The following is a 14,937-nucleotide window of genomic DNA, read 5'->3' on the forward strand; positions in this document are numbered from 1 at the left end:
GCACCAGTAACCGAATCAGGAGAGTTTCATGCTGCGTTCCATGCTGCGCCTTGTCGTCCCATCCGTCGCCCTTGCGCTGGTTTTGCCCATGGGCGCCCAGGCGGCCTCGCTGCTGGAGGCCCAAATGAACAGGAAACTGCAAAGCGTCGCGGCCGAAAGCAACAAGGACCTGCCCCGGGAAATCGACGAAAAAACCCTGGAAGTGGCCTATACCGTTGAAGGCATGCAACTGATCGATCACCTGAGCGTCATGCCCGACCGCGCCGAACAGATGCGCGCCAACCCCAAGGCGGTGTATTTCCAGCTGGGGCAAAGCGTATGCCTGAACGCGGGTTACCGCGAGTTGATGGCCAAGGGCGCAGTGATGCGCTACGAAATCACCGAGAACAAGACCAACCGTCCTGTGGCATCGGTGAAGTTCGTGGAAGCGGACTGCCCGGCACCGGCTGCAGCGAAGAAGAAAAAGTAACCACTGCTCCAACGTCACGCGCCGCCGCCCGGTGGCGCGCACTGCCCTGCTCCAATTCCCCGAGCACAGCTAAACTCCCTTCAGAGCAACCAATAAGCGGTTGCCAGGCAAGGGTTTTTCGGCCCATGATCAAGCCATCCCTGCCGCCCGTTCACAACGGTTTTCACACCGTTCTGTAACATTTTCAGGGCAAAAGAAGGTTGCCCTCCTGCAACTTGCAGTGCAAAGGTTTTTAAATCAAAAGGAACATACAGAGCCCGTTTGCCGCCTGGCGAACACGTGCATTGCCTTGGGCATGCAGTGACACATGCAGTGTCGCGGCCCGCGGACGAATCACTCGCCGATGGCCCAGCCTCTGTGAAGAAGGAGAAGTTGAATGCCTTACGAACCGAATGACCGCCTGCTCCGGCACTTTGAAGAAAACGGCGCCGACCTCACACAGCAGGTCGAAGCACAACTCCAGCTGATCGCCCCCGACAGCCCGAATATCCCCCTGTATCGCGACATGATCCTGACGGTGCTGCGCATGGCCCAGGACGACCGCAACCGCTGGAACGCCAAGATCACTTTACAGGCCATCCGCGAGCTGGACCATGCCTTCCGCGTACTGGAACAGTTCAAGGGCCGGCGCAAAGTCACCGTGTTCGGCTCAGCCCGAACGCCAGCAGAAAGCCCGCTGTACGCGTTGGCCCGTGAAGTGGGCGCTGCACTGGCGCGCTCTGACCTGATGGTGATTACCGGCGGCGGTGGCGGCATCATGGCGGCGGCCCACGAAGGCGCAGGCCTGGAGCACAGCCTGGGGTTCAACATCACCCTGCCGTTTGAACAGCACGCCAACCCGACCATTGACGGCACCGAAAACCTGCTGTCTTTCCATTTTTTCTTTACCCGCAAGCTGTTCTTCGTCAAGGAAGCCGATGCGCTGGTGTTGTGCCCGGGCGGCTTCGGCACTCTGGATGAAGCCCTCGAAGTATTGACGCTGATCCAGACCGGCAAGAGTCCCCTGGTGCCTGTGGTATTGCTGGACGCACCCGGGGGCGGGTTCTGGCAAGGCGCACTGGACTTTATCCGCAGCCAGCTGGAGGCCAATCGTTACATTCTGCCCACTGACCTCAAATTGGTGCGGCTGGTGTACAGCGCTGAAGAGGCGGTGGAAGAAATCAATCAGTTCTATGCCAACTTCCATTCCACACGCTGGCTGAAACGCGAGTTTGTGGTGCGCATGAATCACCCGCTCAGTGATCGGGCACTGGCGCATTTGCAGAGCGAATTTGCCGGCCTGCGATTGAGCGGGGATTTCCAGCAACTCGCCTATACGGGCGAGGAGCATGATGAGCCGAGGTTCAGCCATTTGACGCGGCTGGTGTTCAACTTCAATGGGCGGGATCAGGGCCGGCTGCGGGAATTGGTGGACTACATCAACTTGCCGGAGAACTGGGCGCAGGCTCAGGGCAAGGCTCAGCTACGGGTGGCGCCGGAGCCGGCGTGATTTTTCAGGCAAAAAAAAAAGGCCCACTATTTTCATAGTGGGCCTTTTTTTGTGGCGTTCCTGCGATTCAGTCGTCCATATCTTTACCGCTCAATAGGCGGCTGATCATGTCCATCGAAAACCCGCGATAACTCAAAAACCGACCTTGCTTCGCACGCTCCCGCGCATCAATTGGAAGATGACCAGAGAACTTGCGCCGCCAGGTCTCCTCCAGCTGTGATTGCCAGCTGATACCGCACTCCCGCAGGGCAAGGTCGATATCTACACGCTGCAGGCCACGCTGGCTCAGCTCTTCACGAATCCGCGCAGGGCCATAGCCGGAACGGGCTCGGTAGGACACAAAGCTTTCAAGGTAACGGGCTTCCGACAACAGCCCCTCTTCCGTCAACCGGTCGAGGGCAGTTTCGATCATCTCGGGCTCTGCGCCGCGCTGACGCAGTTTACGCGTCAGCTCGACTCGACCATGCTCGCGACGAGCCAGCAGGTCCATCGCAGTGCGCCTAACGGCGACAAGGGTATCCAGTACAACAGTCATCGTTTGCTTCAGACGTCAGTGTCGACTTCTTCTACTTCTTCAACCGGCTCGCGGTTGGCGGCAGCTTTCACGTCTGGCGCTGCAGTCAGCAGCTTGTCGCGAATCTGCTTCTCAAGCGTGGCAGCGATATCCGGGTTGTCCGCCAGGAACTTGGCCGAGTTGGCTTTGCCTTGGCCAATTTTGCTGCCGTTGTAGGCATACCAGGCACCGGACTTCTCGACGAAACCGTGCAGCACGCCCAGGTCGATCATCTCGCCGTTCAGGTAGATACCCTTGCCGTAGAGAATCTGGAACTCAGCCTGACGGAAAGGCGGGGCCACTTTGTTCTTCACGACTTTAACGCGGGTTTCGCTACCAACAACCTCGTCACCTTCCTTCACCGCGCCGGTACGGCGGATGTCCAGACGGACCGAAGCGTAGAACTTCAACGCGTTACCACCGGTGGTGGTTTCCGGGCTGCCGAACATCACGCCGATCTTCATACGGATCTGGTTGATGAAGATCACCAGGCAGTTGGCGTTCTTGATGTTACCGGTGATTTTACGCAGCGCCTGAGACATCAGACGGGCTTGCAGGCCCACGTGCATGTCGCCCATTTCGCCTTCGATTTCAGCCTTGGGTACCAGGGCCGCCACGGAGTCGACCACGATCACGTCGATGGCGTTGGAGCGCACCAGCATGTCGGTGATTTCCAGGGCTTGCTCACCGGTGTCCGGCTGGGAAACCAGCAGGTCGTCAACGTTGACGCCCAGCTTGCCGGCGTATTCAGGGTCCAGGGCGTGCTCGGCGTCGACGAACGCGCAGGTGGCGCCCATTTTTTGCGCCTGGGCAATCACCGACAGGGTCAGGGTGGTTTTACCGGAAGATTCAGGACCGTAGATTTCAACGATACGGCCTTTTGGCAGGCCGCCAATGCCGAGCGCGATGTCCAGACCCAGAGAGCCAGTGGAAATAGCCGGGATCGCCTGACGGTCGTGATCGCCCATACGCATTACGGCACCCTTGCCGAATTGACGTTCGATCTGACCCAGGGCCGCAGCCAAGGCTTTCTTCTTGTTGTCGTCCATTAAAGTCCTCACGTAATCAATAAGGCCTGACGGCCAACACCTGTATAAGTAGACAGTATTGTTCCACAAAGATCGGAGATCGCCTACCCCTGATTTTCTATTTCTGCTGCAGCTCGTCGCATCAAGCCCTCAAGGGCGGCCTTTACCGTCTGTCGGCGGACCTCATCACGGTTGCCGGGAAAGTGCTGCAGCTCGGCCGTAACCACATCCCCGACGCCGAACGCCAGCCACACGGTGCCCACCGGTTTGTCCGGCGAACCGCCATCGGGCCCCGCCACACCGCTGACCGCCACGGCAAAGTGCGCCAGGCTTTTTCCTGGGCGCCACGCACCATGGCCTCCACCACGTCCTGGCTGACGGCCCCAACCTTGGGAAACAAGCTCTCCGGCACATTCAATTGCCGGGTCTTCTGCCGATTGGAATAGGTGACATACCCTGCCTCAAACCACGCCGAACTCCCCGGGATCCGCGTGATGGCTTCGGCAATACCGCCACCGGTACAGGATTCGGCAGTGGTGACGTGGGCATTGAGCACCTGTAAACGGCGACCCAGTTCAGCGGCAAGTTGAGTGATTTCCTTCACGGTCGTCTCCAGAAGCGGGCGGGGGATTTGCCTACCCTACAGGAGCCCATCGGCCACGCAAGTTACAGAGTGCATCAAGAAACTAACGGGCGACGGACCGCACATACGCCTGGCAGGCACGCAGGGCGATCAAGGCGTTATCGCCGTCATCGGTGACGCCGATAATTCGTTGAGCATGCGCCGGGTCAAGTCGGGCTCGCGGGGCTGCATGAACCACGCCGCCGGCGGTGGAGGTGGCAGGCAATGCACAGCCGGAGGCGAGGTCGCCGGCGTCGAGAAGGACTGACAACCGCACATCAGCAGTGGCCAGGCGGTCGCGCAGAACAGCCTGATGACGTTGGGCATCGCTCAACTCCCGAGCGTGTTGTTGGTCGCCGGCGCTGAGCTGTTGCTCCAGAGCCAACCGTTTGTCCTGCTCGGCCTGTTGCTGGTGCAAGGCCGCCTGGCTTTGCCGGCTCAGCGCCTGCGCCTGGACGAGGGCCTGGCGCTCAAGCTGCGCACCATAGCGCCAGGCCTGCACCTGCCAAGTCAGCGCCATCAATAAGCAAACGCCGATCAGCCGGCAAGCTGCTACGAAACGCATAACACCGCCTTCGCCCGCGCCCACAGCAGCAAGCGATCTTCCAGCCCATTCAGCCCGCCGTTGATGCGCCGTGTGATGCGGGTGAACTGGTCCTTGTCGGCCAGTTCGTTCAAGCCATTGCTTTGCCAGAACCAGGCCGCCGACTCGGCCGCCCACTGCGGTTGCTCCAGCAACTGCGGCTGGTGCAACAACCGATCATCGCCGAACAGCGCGCGGCTGCAGGCCAGGTAGTTGCGCCGCCCGGTAATCTGGATCAGCCCCCTGCCCCGGTACTTCTGCCCGTCGCCGTCGGCTTCGGGAGTATTGCCCAGGCGGGCGGCCAAGGGGCCGGTGTCGTATTTGCTCAGGTATTGATCGCTGCCCAGTTCACGCACGTAGCGCAGCTCACCGGATTCATGGGCGATCTGGGCGATAAATGCCGCCGCGCGCCGCGCCGTAGTGACTTGGCGATTGGCCATGGCGCTGTTCAACGCCCCTATAAAAACGCCCGCTTGGGCGCGGGCGTCAGGCAGGATCTGCTGCAACTGTTCAAGTGTCATCACGCCCCCGTTCATTCAAGAGGCCAAGCCACTGGCGGTGATCGAACTCCGATACCCCCTGGCATCCCCGCTGTGAATCACCTTGTCGATCGACCAGCGCCCCCGCATGTACACCGGCCACGTCTCATCCAGCAGCACCACCCCTTCGGCAGACAGCTGAGGGTTCCGCCAGGCGCTCGACGATCGGCCCCTGCTGCATGCGTAGCAATGCGTCGAACATGGACTACTCCTGCAGTGGCCGATATTGATCCGGATCGTCGATATTCGAGACTTCCCAGGTGCAGGCAAACAGCGGCTTGCCTGTAGGTTCTTCGAGCAGCGACGGGCCGAGGTAGAGGGTTTGCGTGAAGGACACGGTCCAGGTGTCGTAGTCCGTTTGCGCGCTGGTGAGACCGAAGGGCGTGGCGACGATGGCTGTGGGCAAGTCGCACTGGTCGGGCGGCAGGCCCCAGCGGTTATCCAGGGCCAAGTCCATCAATTGGCTGGCCAGGTCGCACGCCTCAAAAGGCACTGACCCACTGGCGACCGTGGCCCGGAGTGATACCAACAAGGCATGCGCCTTGCGTCCTTCAAGCGAACGCACGCCAGGGCCATTGCGCTCAACGCTGATCAACACGCCGGTTTTATCCTCGGCGCCGCTGAAGTCCTGGTAGCTGCCTACACGCAATTGTGGGAAGGCGCTCTTGAGCGCCGCCCCTATCGCCACGGGCAGCTGGGAAGTTTTTTCGATAAGAGTCATTACGTTGCGTCCTTGCAGCGGTTACTGCTGATCCGGGCGAGAGGGCGGGGCCTCGTTGACCCCGATGCGCTTGGCGGCCCAGCGTTCGTAAAGGCCGATGGCTACGTCCGCGCCGGCCATGGCCGTCAGGCAACCAATGGCGCCGGCGGTCCAGATCGACATGCCGGCGGCGTAGCACAGCATCAATGCCGAGACCCCGCAGACCATGCACGCCCCGGACCGCAGGGCCAGGCGCCGTACCAGCGACCAGCCTCGGGCGCCCTCCTTGTCGGCGCGCCACATTTCACCGGATACGCCGCCGATCAAGGCCAGTGCGATCACCAGCCAGATAGGCATTTCCGCTAACGCTTGCTGCTCGTTTGTCATGTCACGCCTCCTGGCTGAGCATTACCGGCAAAGGGCCGGTGGGTTGGGTAAATCCATTTACAGGTTGGCATTCCAAAAAGCCCGGTTGCCCGGGCTTTTCAGTAATGATGTCCTCGGTCTTTCGGCGCTACTGGCGCGGTACGGACCTTTCCTCAATGTTTTTCCGACCACGATCCCTGTCTGCCGGATAACTGCTTCTGGTGCTTTACGCTGCACACCCGGGTCAGTTGCCAACCCTCTGAACCGTTTAGGCCGATTCATCGCTGCCTGTGCTTGTGAAACCTTGAAACTAAAGAGCGTCGGCATCCTTGCCGGTGTTGCCTGGCGTCCTTGCCATCGCTCTGATGGCATCCTTGCCGATGTTGCGTGCCTTCCTTGAATTGACTGGCAGCATCCTTGCCGCCTCCACCACCTTGTTGGCTGGCTTGAGGTGAAGAATATGCATGTATGCATATACAGTCAATGCACAACCGCATTTATTTTCACTCGAGTAATGCGTTAATGCATTTTAACCCTTGCGAGCCAGGGGTTTACCGATTTTCTACAGGCGAAAAAAAGCCCGCGCATTGGCGGGCTTTGTCTTACGTAGGGAGGTTAACGAGCGTACATGCCCCACCAGAACACATGGCCGAGGATGCTGATCTGCTCATCCTGAATATCCTGAAAGCTGTAGTCCTCGTCCGGGTGCTCATCGCGATTGAAACTGCGCAGGCGAATCCCGGAAGGCAGGCGGTAGAGCTGTTTCACCCGCAACTGGCCGTTGTGATTGATGGCATAGAGGTCACCGTCGACGATGTCGCCAATGCCACTTTTGCCCGCATTCACACCGACAGTGGCGCCGTCGCGCAGCACCGGCAACATACTGTTGCCGCGCACCGTCACACACTTGGCCTGGTCGAACTGCACACCGTTATGCCGCAAGCTGCGCTTGCCGAAGCGCAGGCTGGCCTTCTCGCTTTCCTCAATGACGAATCTTCCTGATCCAGCAGCCAATTCAACCTCGCGCAGAAAGGGGATCGACACCTCGTCATCATTAACGGGCGTGTCGTCGTCCCACAGGCTTATGTCCTTGAGTTCCGAATGCATCGGGTCGCGCCCGTCATCGCGCAAAGCGCCCACCGCCGCGCGCCCGCGCAGGTGGTCGGTGCTGACACGGAAGTACTCGGCGATGCGCGAGATGTGCTTGTCCGACGGGTCAACGATCTTGCCGCTGAGGATCCGTGAGAGTGTGGATTGAGGCACGCCGGTACGCCGGTGAAGCTCCGTGGGGGAGATCCGGTCGCGGTCCAGCAGTTCTCTTAATACGGTAGAAACGTTGCGTTTTTGCATAACGCGGATAGTGAATGGAATTTTTTGGGTTGGCAAATGCTGATTTGCATTATTTATGCACTTAGATGCAAAACTTATGAAAAAGAGCGGCAATCACTAACCTGTGGCGAGGGAGCTTGCTCCCTCGCCACAGGTGTAGTGCTCGTCCTTAAGAGTGGTGGCCATTGGGCGCTGCGCCCTTTTCAGGTTTTACCTATCCGTTTGTGACCTGCGAACCCCCGACCTCGCGTGTTAACCTTGCCGCCATCGCAAAAAATGCTGGGCCAAGCGCCCCCTTTGCCCCATCACTTTCAACGAATTTGCCTACTACCCAATGAGTAAAAATACGTCCGATCTGTCCTCTCACACCCCGATGATGCAGCAGTACTGGCGCCTCAAAAACCAGCACCCTGATCAGTTGATGTTCTATCGCATGGGCGACTTCTACGAGATCTTCTATGAAGACGCGAAGAAGGCCGCCAAGTTGCTCGACATCACCCTGACCGCACGCGGGCAGTCGGCGGGGCAGTCGATTCCGATGTGTGGGATTCCTTACCATTCGTTGGAAGGCTACCTGGTCAAGCTGGTGAAGCTGGGCGAGTCGGTGGTGATCTGTGAGCAGATCGGCGACCCGGCGACGAGCAAAGGGCCGGTGGAACGTCAGGTGGTGCGCATTATTACGCCGGGAACGGTGAGTGATGAGGCGTTGCTGGATGAGCGTCGCGATAACTTGATCGCCGCCGTGTTGGGTGATGAGCGTTTGTTCGGCCTTTCGGTACTGGATATCACCAGCGGCAATTTCAGCGTGCTGGAGATCAAGGGCTGGGAGAACCTGCTGGCGGAGCTGGAGCGCATCAATCCGGTGGAGTTGTTGATCCCGGATGATTGGCCGAAGGACTTGCCGGCAGAGAAGCGTCGTGGGACCAAGCGTCGTGCACCGTGGGATTTCGAGCGTGATTCGGCACTGAAAAGTCTGTGCCAGCAATTCTCGGTGCAGGACCTCAAAGGCTTCGGCTGCGAAACCCTGACCCTGGCCATCGGCGCTGCGGGTTGCCTGCTCGGTTATGCCAAGGAAACTCAGCGCACCGCCCTGCCGCACTTGCGCAGCCTGCGCCATGAGCGCCTGGACGACACCGTGGTGCTCGATGGTGCGAGCCGTCGCAATTTGGAACTGGACACCAACCTCGCCGGCGGGCGCGACAACACCCTGCAATCGGTGGTCGACCGTTGCCAGACCGCCATGGGCAGCCGTTTGCTGACGCGCTGGTTGAACCGTCCGCTGCGCGACTTGACGGTGCTGCAAGCGCGTCAAACGTCGATTACCTGCCTGCTGGACGGCTATCGCTTTGAAAAGCTGCAGCCGCAGCTGAAGGAAATCGGCGACATCGAGCGCATCCTGGCGCGGATCGGCCTGCGTAATGCGCGGCCGCGTGACCTGGCGCGCCTGCGCGACGCCCTCGGCGCTTTGCCGCAACTGCAAATGGCGATGACCGAGCTGGACACACCGCACCTGCAACAGTTGGCCGTGACGGCCGGTACCTACCCGGAACTGGCGGCGCTGCTGGAAAAAGCCATCATCGACAACCCACCCGCGATCATCCGTGACGGCGGCGTGCTGAAGACCGGTTACGACACCGAGCTGGATGAACTGCAGTCTCTGAGCGAAAACGCCGGGCAGTTCCTGATCGACCTGGAGGCCCGCGAAAAAGCCCGCACCGGCCTGGCCAACCTGAAGGTCGGCTACAACCGTGTGCACGGCTACTTTATCGAGTTGCCGAGCAAGCAGGCCGAGTCGGCACCGATCGACTATCAGCGTCGCCAGACCCTTAAAGGTGCCGAGCGCTTTATCACGCCAGAACTGAAAGAGTTCGAAGACAAGGCGCTGTCGGCCAAAAGCCGTGCCCTGGCCCGGGAAAAGATGCTCTACGAGGCCTTGCTGGAAGACTTGATCAGCCAACTGGCGCCGCTGCAGGACACCGCCGCAGCCTTGGCGGAACTGGATGTACTGAGCAACCTCGCCGAACGTGCACTGAACCTTGACCTGAACTGCCCGCGGTTTGTCAGCGAGCCGTGCATGCGCATCGTGCAAGGCCGCCACCCGGTGGTGGAGCAGGTGTTGACCACACCGTTCGTCGCCAACGACCTGTCGCTGGATGACGACACCCGCATGCTGGTGATCACCGGTCCGAACATGGGCGGTAAATCCACCTACATGCGTCAGACCGCGTTGATCGTGCTGCTGGCGCATATCGGCAGCTTCGTGCCGGCGGCCAGTTGTGAATTGTCGCTGGTGGACCGGATTTTCACGCGGATCGGTTCCAGCGATGACCTGGCTGGTGGCCGTTCGACCTTTATGGTGGAAATGAGCGAAACCGCCAACATCCTGCACAACGCCACTGAACGCAGCCTGGTGCTGATGGACGAAGTGGGTCGCGGCACCAGCACCTTCGACGGCCTGTCCCTGGCGTGGGCGGCGGCCGAGCGTTTGGCGCATCTGCGTGCCTATACACTGTTTGCCACCCACTATTTCGAGCTGACGGTGCTGCCGGAAAGCGAGCCGCTAGTGGCCAACGTGCATCTCAATGCCACCGAGCACAACGAGCGCATCGTGTTCCTGCACCACGTGTTGCCTGGGCCGGCCAGCCAGAGTTACGGCCTGGCCGTGGCGCAATTGGCCGGTGTGCCGAACGATGTAATCACCCGTGCACGCGAACACCTCAGCCGCCTGGAAACCACGGCGCTGCCCCATGAAACCGTGGTGGCCAGCCCGCAAAAAACCAGCAGCAAACCCGCCGCGCCGCACCAGAGCGATATGTTTGCCAGCCTGCCGCATCCGGTGCTGGATGAGTTGGCAAAGCTTGACCTGGACGGCCTGACGCCGCGCAAAGCATTAGAAATGTTATATGCACTGCAAGTTCGGATATAACGCATACGCTTGCAAGCTGGTAGACTCTCGCGCGGTTTGGGATGCTGCAGGCTTTTAGCCTGGCCTGCAGACTATCGCTCCCGAACCTCGCGAGCCCTGCAATAAGGGGTTTCGCTGCCGCCGCCTGAGGAGAAAATTAGAAATGACCTTCGTCGTTACCGACAACTGCATCAAGTGCAAGTACACCGACTGCGTCGAAGTGTGTCCGGTGGACTGCTTCTACGAAGGGCCGAACTTCCTGGTTATCCACCCGGATGAGTGCATTGACTGCGCCCTGTGTGAACCAGAATGCCCGGCCGTCGCCATTTTCTCCGAGGACGAAGTCCCGGCAGAGATGCAGGAATTTATTCAGTTGAACGTCGAGCTGGCGGAAGTCTGGCCGAATATCACTGAACGCAAAGACCCGATGCCAGATGCTAAAGAGTGGGATGGTAAAAAGGGCAAGATCGCCGACCTGGAACGCTGACAGCGTCCGTCGTCCCTGAAAAGGCCCCTTGCGGGCCTTTTTGCGTTTCTGCGGCTTGGGTTTTACTTTTCTGCAGGCAAAAAAAAGGGGCGGTATGACCCGCCCACATTTTTTCCCTAGTCCCTGTATTCCTTTTCATCATCCTGATGAATCGCATCCTGCGACGTTCCTTCGAACCATCGTTCCTTGATGGCTGTGCCAATCCGTGGACACAGGGCTGATCTTAGAGAGTTCCAAAGGAAGTTCAACGGGATCCAACCTGTGGGCTGACAGGCACAAGCACTGCAACAGATATAAATAATTGTTATATTTCAACAGGATAGAAAACTCTCTCGCTGATTCGAGACGTCCACACCCGGCAAAAAACCCAAACACTTACGAAAAAGTAAGCGAATGCTTACACGCGCAATTGAGAAAAAGTGTCATTGGGAAGCGTTGACCGATCTGCGGGCAAGAAAAAGCCCCGACAGTGTCGAGGCTTCTTTTCCTTCAGCGGGATCAGTCGTCGCTGACCGTAATCGTCGGCATTGCCGGCGCAGCCGCTTCCTGCAGGACGATCCGGGCGCCGACATGACGGGCCAGTTCCTGATAGATCATCGCAATCTGGCCATCGGGCTCTGCAGCCACCGTGGGTTTGCCACCATCTGCCTGCTCACGAATGTCCATCGACAGCGGCAACGAGGCCAGCAGCTCGACGCCGTATTGGGTCGCCAGCTTCTCACCACCGCCCTCACCAAACAGATGCTCGGCATGCCCGCAGTTTGAGCAGATGTGTACCGCCATGTTTTCCACCACGCCCAGTACCGGGATGTTGACCTTGCGGAACATCTCCACGCCTTTCTTGGCATCCAGCAGCGCCAGGTCCTGGGGCGTGGTCACGATCACCGAGCCAGCCACCGGGACTTTCTGCGCGAGGGTCAGCTGGATATCGCCGGTGCCTGGCGGCATGTCGATCACCAGGTAATCCAGGTCGCCCCAGGCGGTCTGGGTGACCAGTTGCAGCAAGGCGCCGGAGACCATCGGCCCGCGCCAGACCATCGGGGTGTTGTCATCGGTGAGGAAGGCCATGGACATCACCTCCACGCCCATCGATTCAATCGGCACGAACCACTTCTGGTCCTTGACCTTGGGCCGCGTGCCTTCGGCAATGCCGAACATCACGCCCTGGCTCGGGCCATAGATATCGGCGTCGAGAATGCCCACGCGCGCGCCTTCACGGGCCAGGGCCAGGGCCAGGTTGGCGGCGGTGGTGGATTTGCCCACGCCACCCTTGCCGGAGGCCACGGCGACCACGTTCTTGACGTTGGCCAAACCCGGGATCTGCGCCTGGGCCTTGTGCGCGGCGATCACGCACTGGATGTCGACCTTGGCCGAACGCACACCGTCCAGGCCCTCGATGGCCATTTGCAGCATCTGCGCCCAACCGCTCTTGAACAGGCCGGCGGCATAGCCCAGTTCCATTTGGACCGACACCTGGTCGCCCTGGACCTCGATGGCGCGTACACAACCGGCACTGACCGGGTCCTGGTTCAAATAGGGGTCGGTGTACTGGCGAAGAACGGCTTCCACCGCTGCGCGATTGACGGCGCTCATGGGCTACTCCCGAAAAAAGACTGACTGAAACAGGCGGCTATCCTAACCGTTCCAGCGGCGTTACGGCATGCTTTCGCAGGTGAGGAAGATTCTGAAACAGCACCACGGGGTGAAATAAATTTCCCGGCGCTTTATAGTGGCCGACCTCCGTTTCATCAAGTAGCCGAGCCCCATGTCCGAGCCACGCAAGATCCTCGTCACCAGCGCCCTGCCCTATGCCAATGGTTCCATCCATCTTGGCCATATGCTTGAGTACATCCAGACCGATATGTGGGTGCGCTTCCAGAAGCATCGCGGCAATCAATGCATTTACGTCTGCGCGGACGACGCCCACGGTTCGGCCATCATGTTGCGCGCCGAAAAGGAAGGCATTACCCCGGAACAACTGATCGCCAATGTGCAGGCTGAACACAGCGCCGACTTTGCCGAGTTCCTGGTGGATTTCGACAATTTCCACTCGACCCACTCCGAAGAAAACCGCGAGCTGTCGAGCCAGATCTACAAGCGCCTGCGCGACGCCGGGCACATTGCCACGCGCTCGATCACGCAGTATTTCGACCCGGAAAAGAAAATGTTCCTGGCCGACCGCTTCATCAAGGGCACCTGCCCGAAATGCGGTACGGAAGACCAGTACGGCGACAACTGCGAGAAGTGCGGTGCCACCTATGCACCCACCGACCTGAAGAACCCGCGCTCGGCCATCTCCGGCGCCATCCCGGTGCTCAAGGACTCCCAGCACTTCTTCTTCAAGCTCCCGGATTTCCAGCAGATGCTGCAAACCTGGACCCGCAGCGGCACCTTGCAGGACGCCGTGGCCAACAAGATCGCCGAGTGGCTGGATGCCGGCCTGCAACAGTGGGACATCTCCCGCGATGCGCCATACTTCGGTTTCGAGATTCCGGATGAGCCGGGCAAGTACTTCTATGTGTGGCTGGACGCGCCGATCGGCTACATGGCCAGCTTCAAGAACCTGTGTGACCGCACGCCGGAGCTGGACTTCGACGCGTTCTGGGCCAAGGATTCCACCGCCGAGCTGTACCACTTCATCGGCAAGGACATCGTCAACTTCCACGCGCTGTTCTGGCCGGCCATGCTCGAAGGTTCGGGCTACCGCAAGCCAACCGGGATCGCCGTGCACGGCTACCTGACGGTCAACGGCCAGAAGATGTCCAAGTCCCGTGGCACCTTTATCAAGGCGCGCACCTACCTGGACCACCTGTCGCCGGAATACCTGCGCTACTACTACGCCTCCAAGCTGGGCCGTGGCGTCGACGACCTTGACCTGAACCTGGAAGACTTCGTACAGAAGGTCAACTCGGACCTGGTCGGCAAAGTCGTCAACATCGCCAGCCGTTGCGCCGGTTTTATCCACAAGGGCAACGCCGGCCTGCTGGTGGCCGAGAACGCTGCGCCGGAACTGACCGAAGCTTTCCTGGCCGCCGCGCCAAGCATTGCCGACGCTTATGAAGCCCGCGACTTTGCTCGCGCCATGCGCGAGATCATGGGCCTGGCCGACCGCGCCAACGCCTGGATCGCCGACAAGGCACCGTGGTCGTTGAACAAGCAGGAAGGCAAGCAAGCTGAAGTGCAGGCGATCTGCGCCACGGGCGTCAACCTGTTCCGCCAGTTGGTGATCTTCCTCAAGCCGGTACTGCCGTTGCTGGCCGCCGACGCCGAGGCGTTCCTCAATGTCGCGCCGCTGACCTGGAACGATCACACCACCCTACTCAGCAACCACCAGCTGAACGAGTTCAAGCCGCTGATGACCCGTATCGATCCGGTGAAAGTCCAGGCCATGACCGACGCTTCGAAAGAAGACCTGGTCGCCAGCCAGACCGACACCGGCGAATCCGCTCCGGCCGGTAACGGCGAGTTGGCCAAGGACCCGATTAGCGCAGAAATCGACTTCGACGCTTTCGCTGCCGTGGACCTGCGCGTGGCGCTGATCGTCAAGGCCGAAGCCGTGGAAGGTGCCGACAAACTGCTGCGCCTGACCCTGGACCTCGGTGGCGAGCAACGCAACGTGTTCTCGGGGATCAAGAGCGCTTATCCGGACCCGTCCAAGCTCGATGGTCGCCTGACCATGATGATCGCCAACCTCAAGCCACGGAAAATGAAGTTCGGTATTTCCGAAGGCATGGTGATGGCGGCCGGCCCTGGTGGCGAAGAAATCTACCTGCTGAGCCCTGACAGCGGCGCCAAGCCGGGTCAACGTATCAAGTAAGCCCTGCAAAATAGCCCTGTCGCTTCGGCGATGGGGCTTTTCAGCTAGTC

13 protein-coding genes and 2 pseudogenes are annotated in these 14,937 nt (G+C 59.9%); 5 read left to right on the plus strand and 10 right to left on the minus strand.

The annotated features are described in order from the left end of the window. Positions 1–28 precede the first annotated feature (28 nt). Both LRS56_20455 and LRS56_20460 read left to right on the plus strand, forming a co-directional pair. Positions 29–469, plus strand: a complete 441-nt coding sequence (locus LRS56_20455; GenBank protein WDU61200.1) for a PA3611 family quorum-sensing-regulated virulence factor — start codon at positions 29–31, stop codon at positions 467–469. Between the two features lie 376 nt (positions 470–845). Next, positions 846–1,958, plus strand: a complete 1,113-nt coding sequence (locus LRS56_20460) for a TIGR00730 family Rossman fold protein (GenBank protein WDU61201.1) — start codon at positions 846–848, stop codon at positions 1,956–1,958. 67 nt (positions 1,959–2,025) lie between these two features. Here the strand turns inward: LRS56_20460 and recX are convergent, their stop codons facing one another. The 9 genes and pseudogenes from recX to LRS56_20505 form a co-directional block, all read right to left on the minus strand. After that, positions 2,026–2,493, minus strand: a complete 468-nt coding sequence (recX, locus tag LRS56_20465) for a recombination regulator RecX (protein WDU61202.1) — start codon at positions 2,491–2,493, stop codon at positions 2,026–2,028. Between the two features lie 8 nt (positions 2,494–2,501). Further along, complete coding sequence (recA, locus tag LRS56_20470) at positions 2,502–3,560, minus strand: recombinase RecA (protein WDU61203.1); 1,059 nt, start codon at positions 3,558–3,560, stop codon at positions 2,502–2,504. 83 nt (positions 3,561–3,643) lie between these two features. Next, positions 3,644–4,143: pseudogene (locus tag LRS56_20475) on the minus strand (nicotinamide-nucleotide amidohydrolase family protein). Between the two features lie 82 nt (positions 4,144–4,225). Beyond that, entirely contained in the window at positions 4,226–4,726 is a 501-nt protein-coding gene (locus LRS56_20480; GenBank protein WDU61204.1) for a lysis system i-spanin subunit Rz, read from the minus strand. Beyond that, the gene (locus tag LRS56_20485) at positions 4,714–5,265 is read right to left on the minus strand and encodes a glycoside hydrolase family 19 protein (GenBank protein WDU65785.1); all 552 of its coding nucleotides are present in this window, start codon (positions 5,263–5,265) and stop codon (positions 4,714–4,716) included. The genes LRS56_20480 and LRS56_20485 overlap by 13 nt, the downstream gene beginning before the upstream one ends. A gap of 15 nt (positions 5,266–5,280) precedes the next feature. Next, positions 5,281–5,430, minus strand: a pseudogene (locus tag LRS56_20490) (phage late control D family protein). A 58-nt stretch (positions 5,431–5,488) separates the two neighbouring features. Beyond that, complete coding sequence (locus LRS56_20495) at positions 5,489–6,004, minus strand: hypothetical protein (GenBank protein WDU61205.1); 516 nt, start codon at positions 6,002–6,004, stop codon at positions 5,489–5,491. A gap of 21 nt (positions 6,005–6,025) precedes the next feature. Then, on the minus strand, positions 6,026–6,370 hold the full coding sequence (locus LRS56_20500; GenBank protein WDU61206.1) for a pyocin R2, holin: 345 nt from the start codon (positions 6,368–6,370) through the stop codon (positions 6,026–6,028). A gap of 594 nt (positions 6,371–6,964) precedes the next feature. Continuing rightward, positions 6,965–7,699: a helix-turn-helix domain-containing protein gene (locus tag LRS56_20505; protein WDU61207.1), complete on the minus strand. Its 735-nt coding sequence runs from the start codon at positions 7,697–7,699 to the stop codon at positions 6,965–6,967. Positions 7,700–8,012: 313 nt separating this feature from the next. On the opposite strand from LRS56_20505, the gene mutS reads away from it, so the two are divergent. Both mutS and LRS56_20515 read left to right on the plus strand, forming a co-directional pair. Further along, positions 8,013–10,604, plus strand: coding sequence for a DNA mismatch repair protein MutS (gene mutS / locus LRS56_20510; protein WDU61208.1), 2,592 nt, complete (start codon positions 8,013–8,015; stop codon positions 10,602–10,604). A gap of 142 nt (positions 10,605–10,746) precedes the next feature. Next, the gene (locus LRS56_20515) at positions 10,747–11,070 is read left to right on the plus strand and encodes a ferredoxin family protein (GenBank protein WDU61209.1); all 324 of its coding nucleotides are present in this window, start codon (positions 10,747–10,749) and stop codon (positions 11,068–11,070) included. 498 nt (positions 11,071–11,568) lie between these two features. On the opposite strand, the gene apbC is transcribed toward LRS56_20515, so the two are convergent. Continuing rightward, the gene (apbC, locus tag LRS56_20520; protein WDU61210.1) at positions 11,569–12,663 is read right to left on the minus strand and encodes an iron-sulfur cluster carrier protein ApbC; all 1,095 of its coding nucleotides are present in this window, start codon (positions 12,661–12,663) and stop codon (positions 11,569–11,571) included. A gap of 172 nt (positions 12,664–12,835) precedes the next feature. Between apbC and metG the strand changes: the two genes are divergently transcribed. Then, positions 12,836–14,887: a methionine--tRNA ligase gene (metG, locus tag LRS56_20525; protein ID WDU61211.1), complete on the plus strand. Its 2,052-nt coding sequence runs from the start codon at positions 12,836–12,838 to the stop codon at positions 14,885–14,887. Positions 14,888–14,937: the final 50 nt, after the last annotated feature.

The sequence above is a fragment of the Pseudomonas poae genome, assembly GCA_028869255.1.
Taxonomy (GTDB): Bacteria; Pseudomonadota; Gammaproteobacteria; order Pseudomonadales; family Pseudomonadaceae; genus Aquipseudomonas; species Aquipseudomonas poae_C.

Bases quoted from the DNA above. Each gene is read 5' to 3' on its own strand.
- LRS56_20455 (WDU61200.1), top strand. From the start codon at position 29: ATGCTGCGTTCCATGCTGCGCCTTGTCGTCCCATCCGTCGCCCTTGCG.
- LRS56_20460 (WDU61201.1), top strand. From the start codon at position 846: ATGCCTTACGAACCGAATGACCGCCTGCTCCGGCACTTTGAAGAAAAC.
- recX (WDU61202.1), bottom strand. From the start codon at position 2,493: ATGACTGTTGTACTGGATACCCTTGTCGCCGTTAGGCGCACTGCGATG.
- recA (WDU61203.1), bottom strand. From the start codon at position 3,560: ATGGACGACAACAAGAAGAAAGCCTTGGCTGCGGCCCTGGGTCAGATC.
- LRS56_20480 (WDU61204.1), bottom strand. From the start codon at position 4,726: ATGCGTTTCGTAGCAGCTTGCCGGCTGATCGGCGTTTGCTTATTGATG.
- LRS56_20485 (WDU65785.1), bottom strand. From the start codon at position 5,265: ATGACACTTGAACAGTTGCAGCAGATCCTGCCTGACGCCCGCGCCCAA.
- LRS56_20495 (WDU61205.1), bottom strand. From the start codon at position 6,004: ATGACTCTTATCGAAAAAACTTCCCAGCTGCCCGTGGCGATAGGGGCG.
- LRS56_20500 (WDU61206.1), bottom strand. From the start codon at position 6,370: ATGACAAACGAGCAGCAAGCGTTAGCGGAAATGCCTATCTGGCTGGTG.
- LRS56_20505 (WDU61207.1), bottom strand. From the start codon at position 7,699: ATGCAAAAACGCAACGTTTCTACCGTATTAAGAGAACTGCTGGACCGC.
- mutS (WDU61208.1), top strand. From the start codon at position 8,013: ATGAGTAAAAATACGTCCGATCTGTCCTCTCACACCCCGATGATGCAG.
- LRS56_20515 (WDU61209.1), top strand. From the start codon at position 10,747: ATGACCTTCGTCGTTACCGACAACTGCATCAAGTGCAAGTACACCGAC.
- apbC (WDU61210.1), bottom strand. From the start codon at position 12,663: ATGAGCGCCGTCAATCGCGCAGCGGTGGAAGCCGTTCTTCGCCAGTAC.
- metG (WDU61211.1), top strand. From the start codon at position 12,836: ATGTCCGAGCCACGCAAGATCCTCGTCACCAGCGCCCTGCCCTATGCC.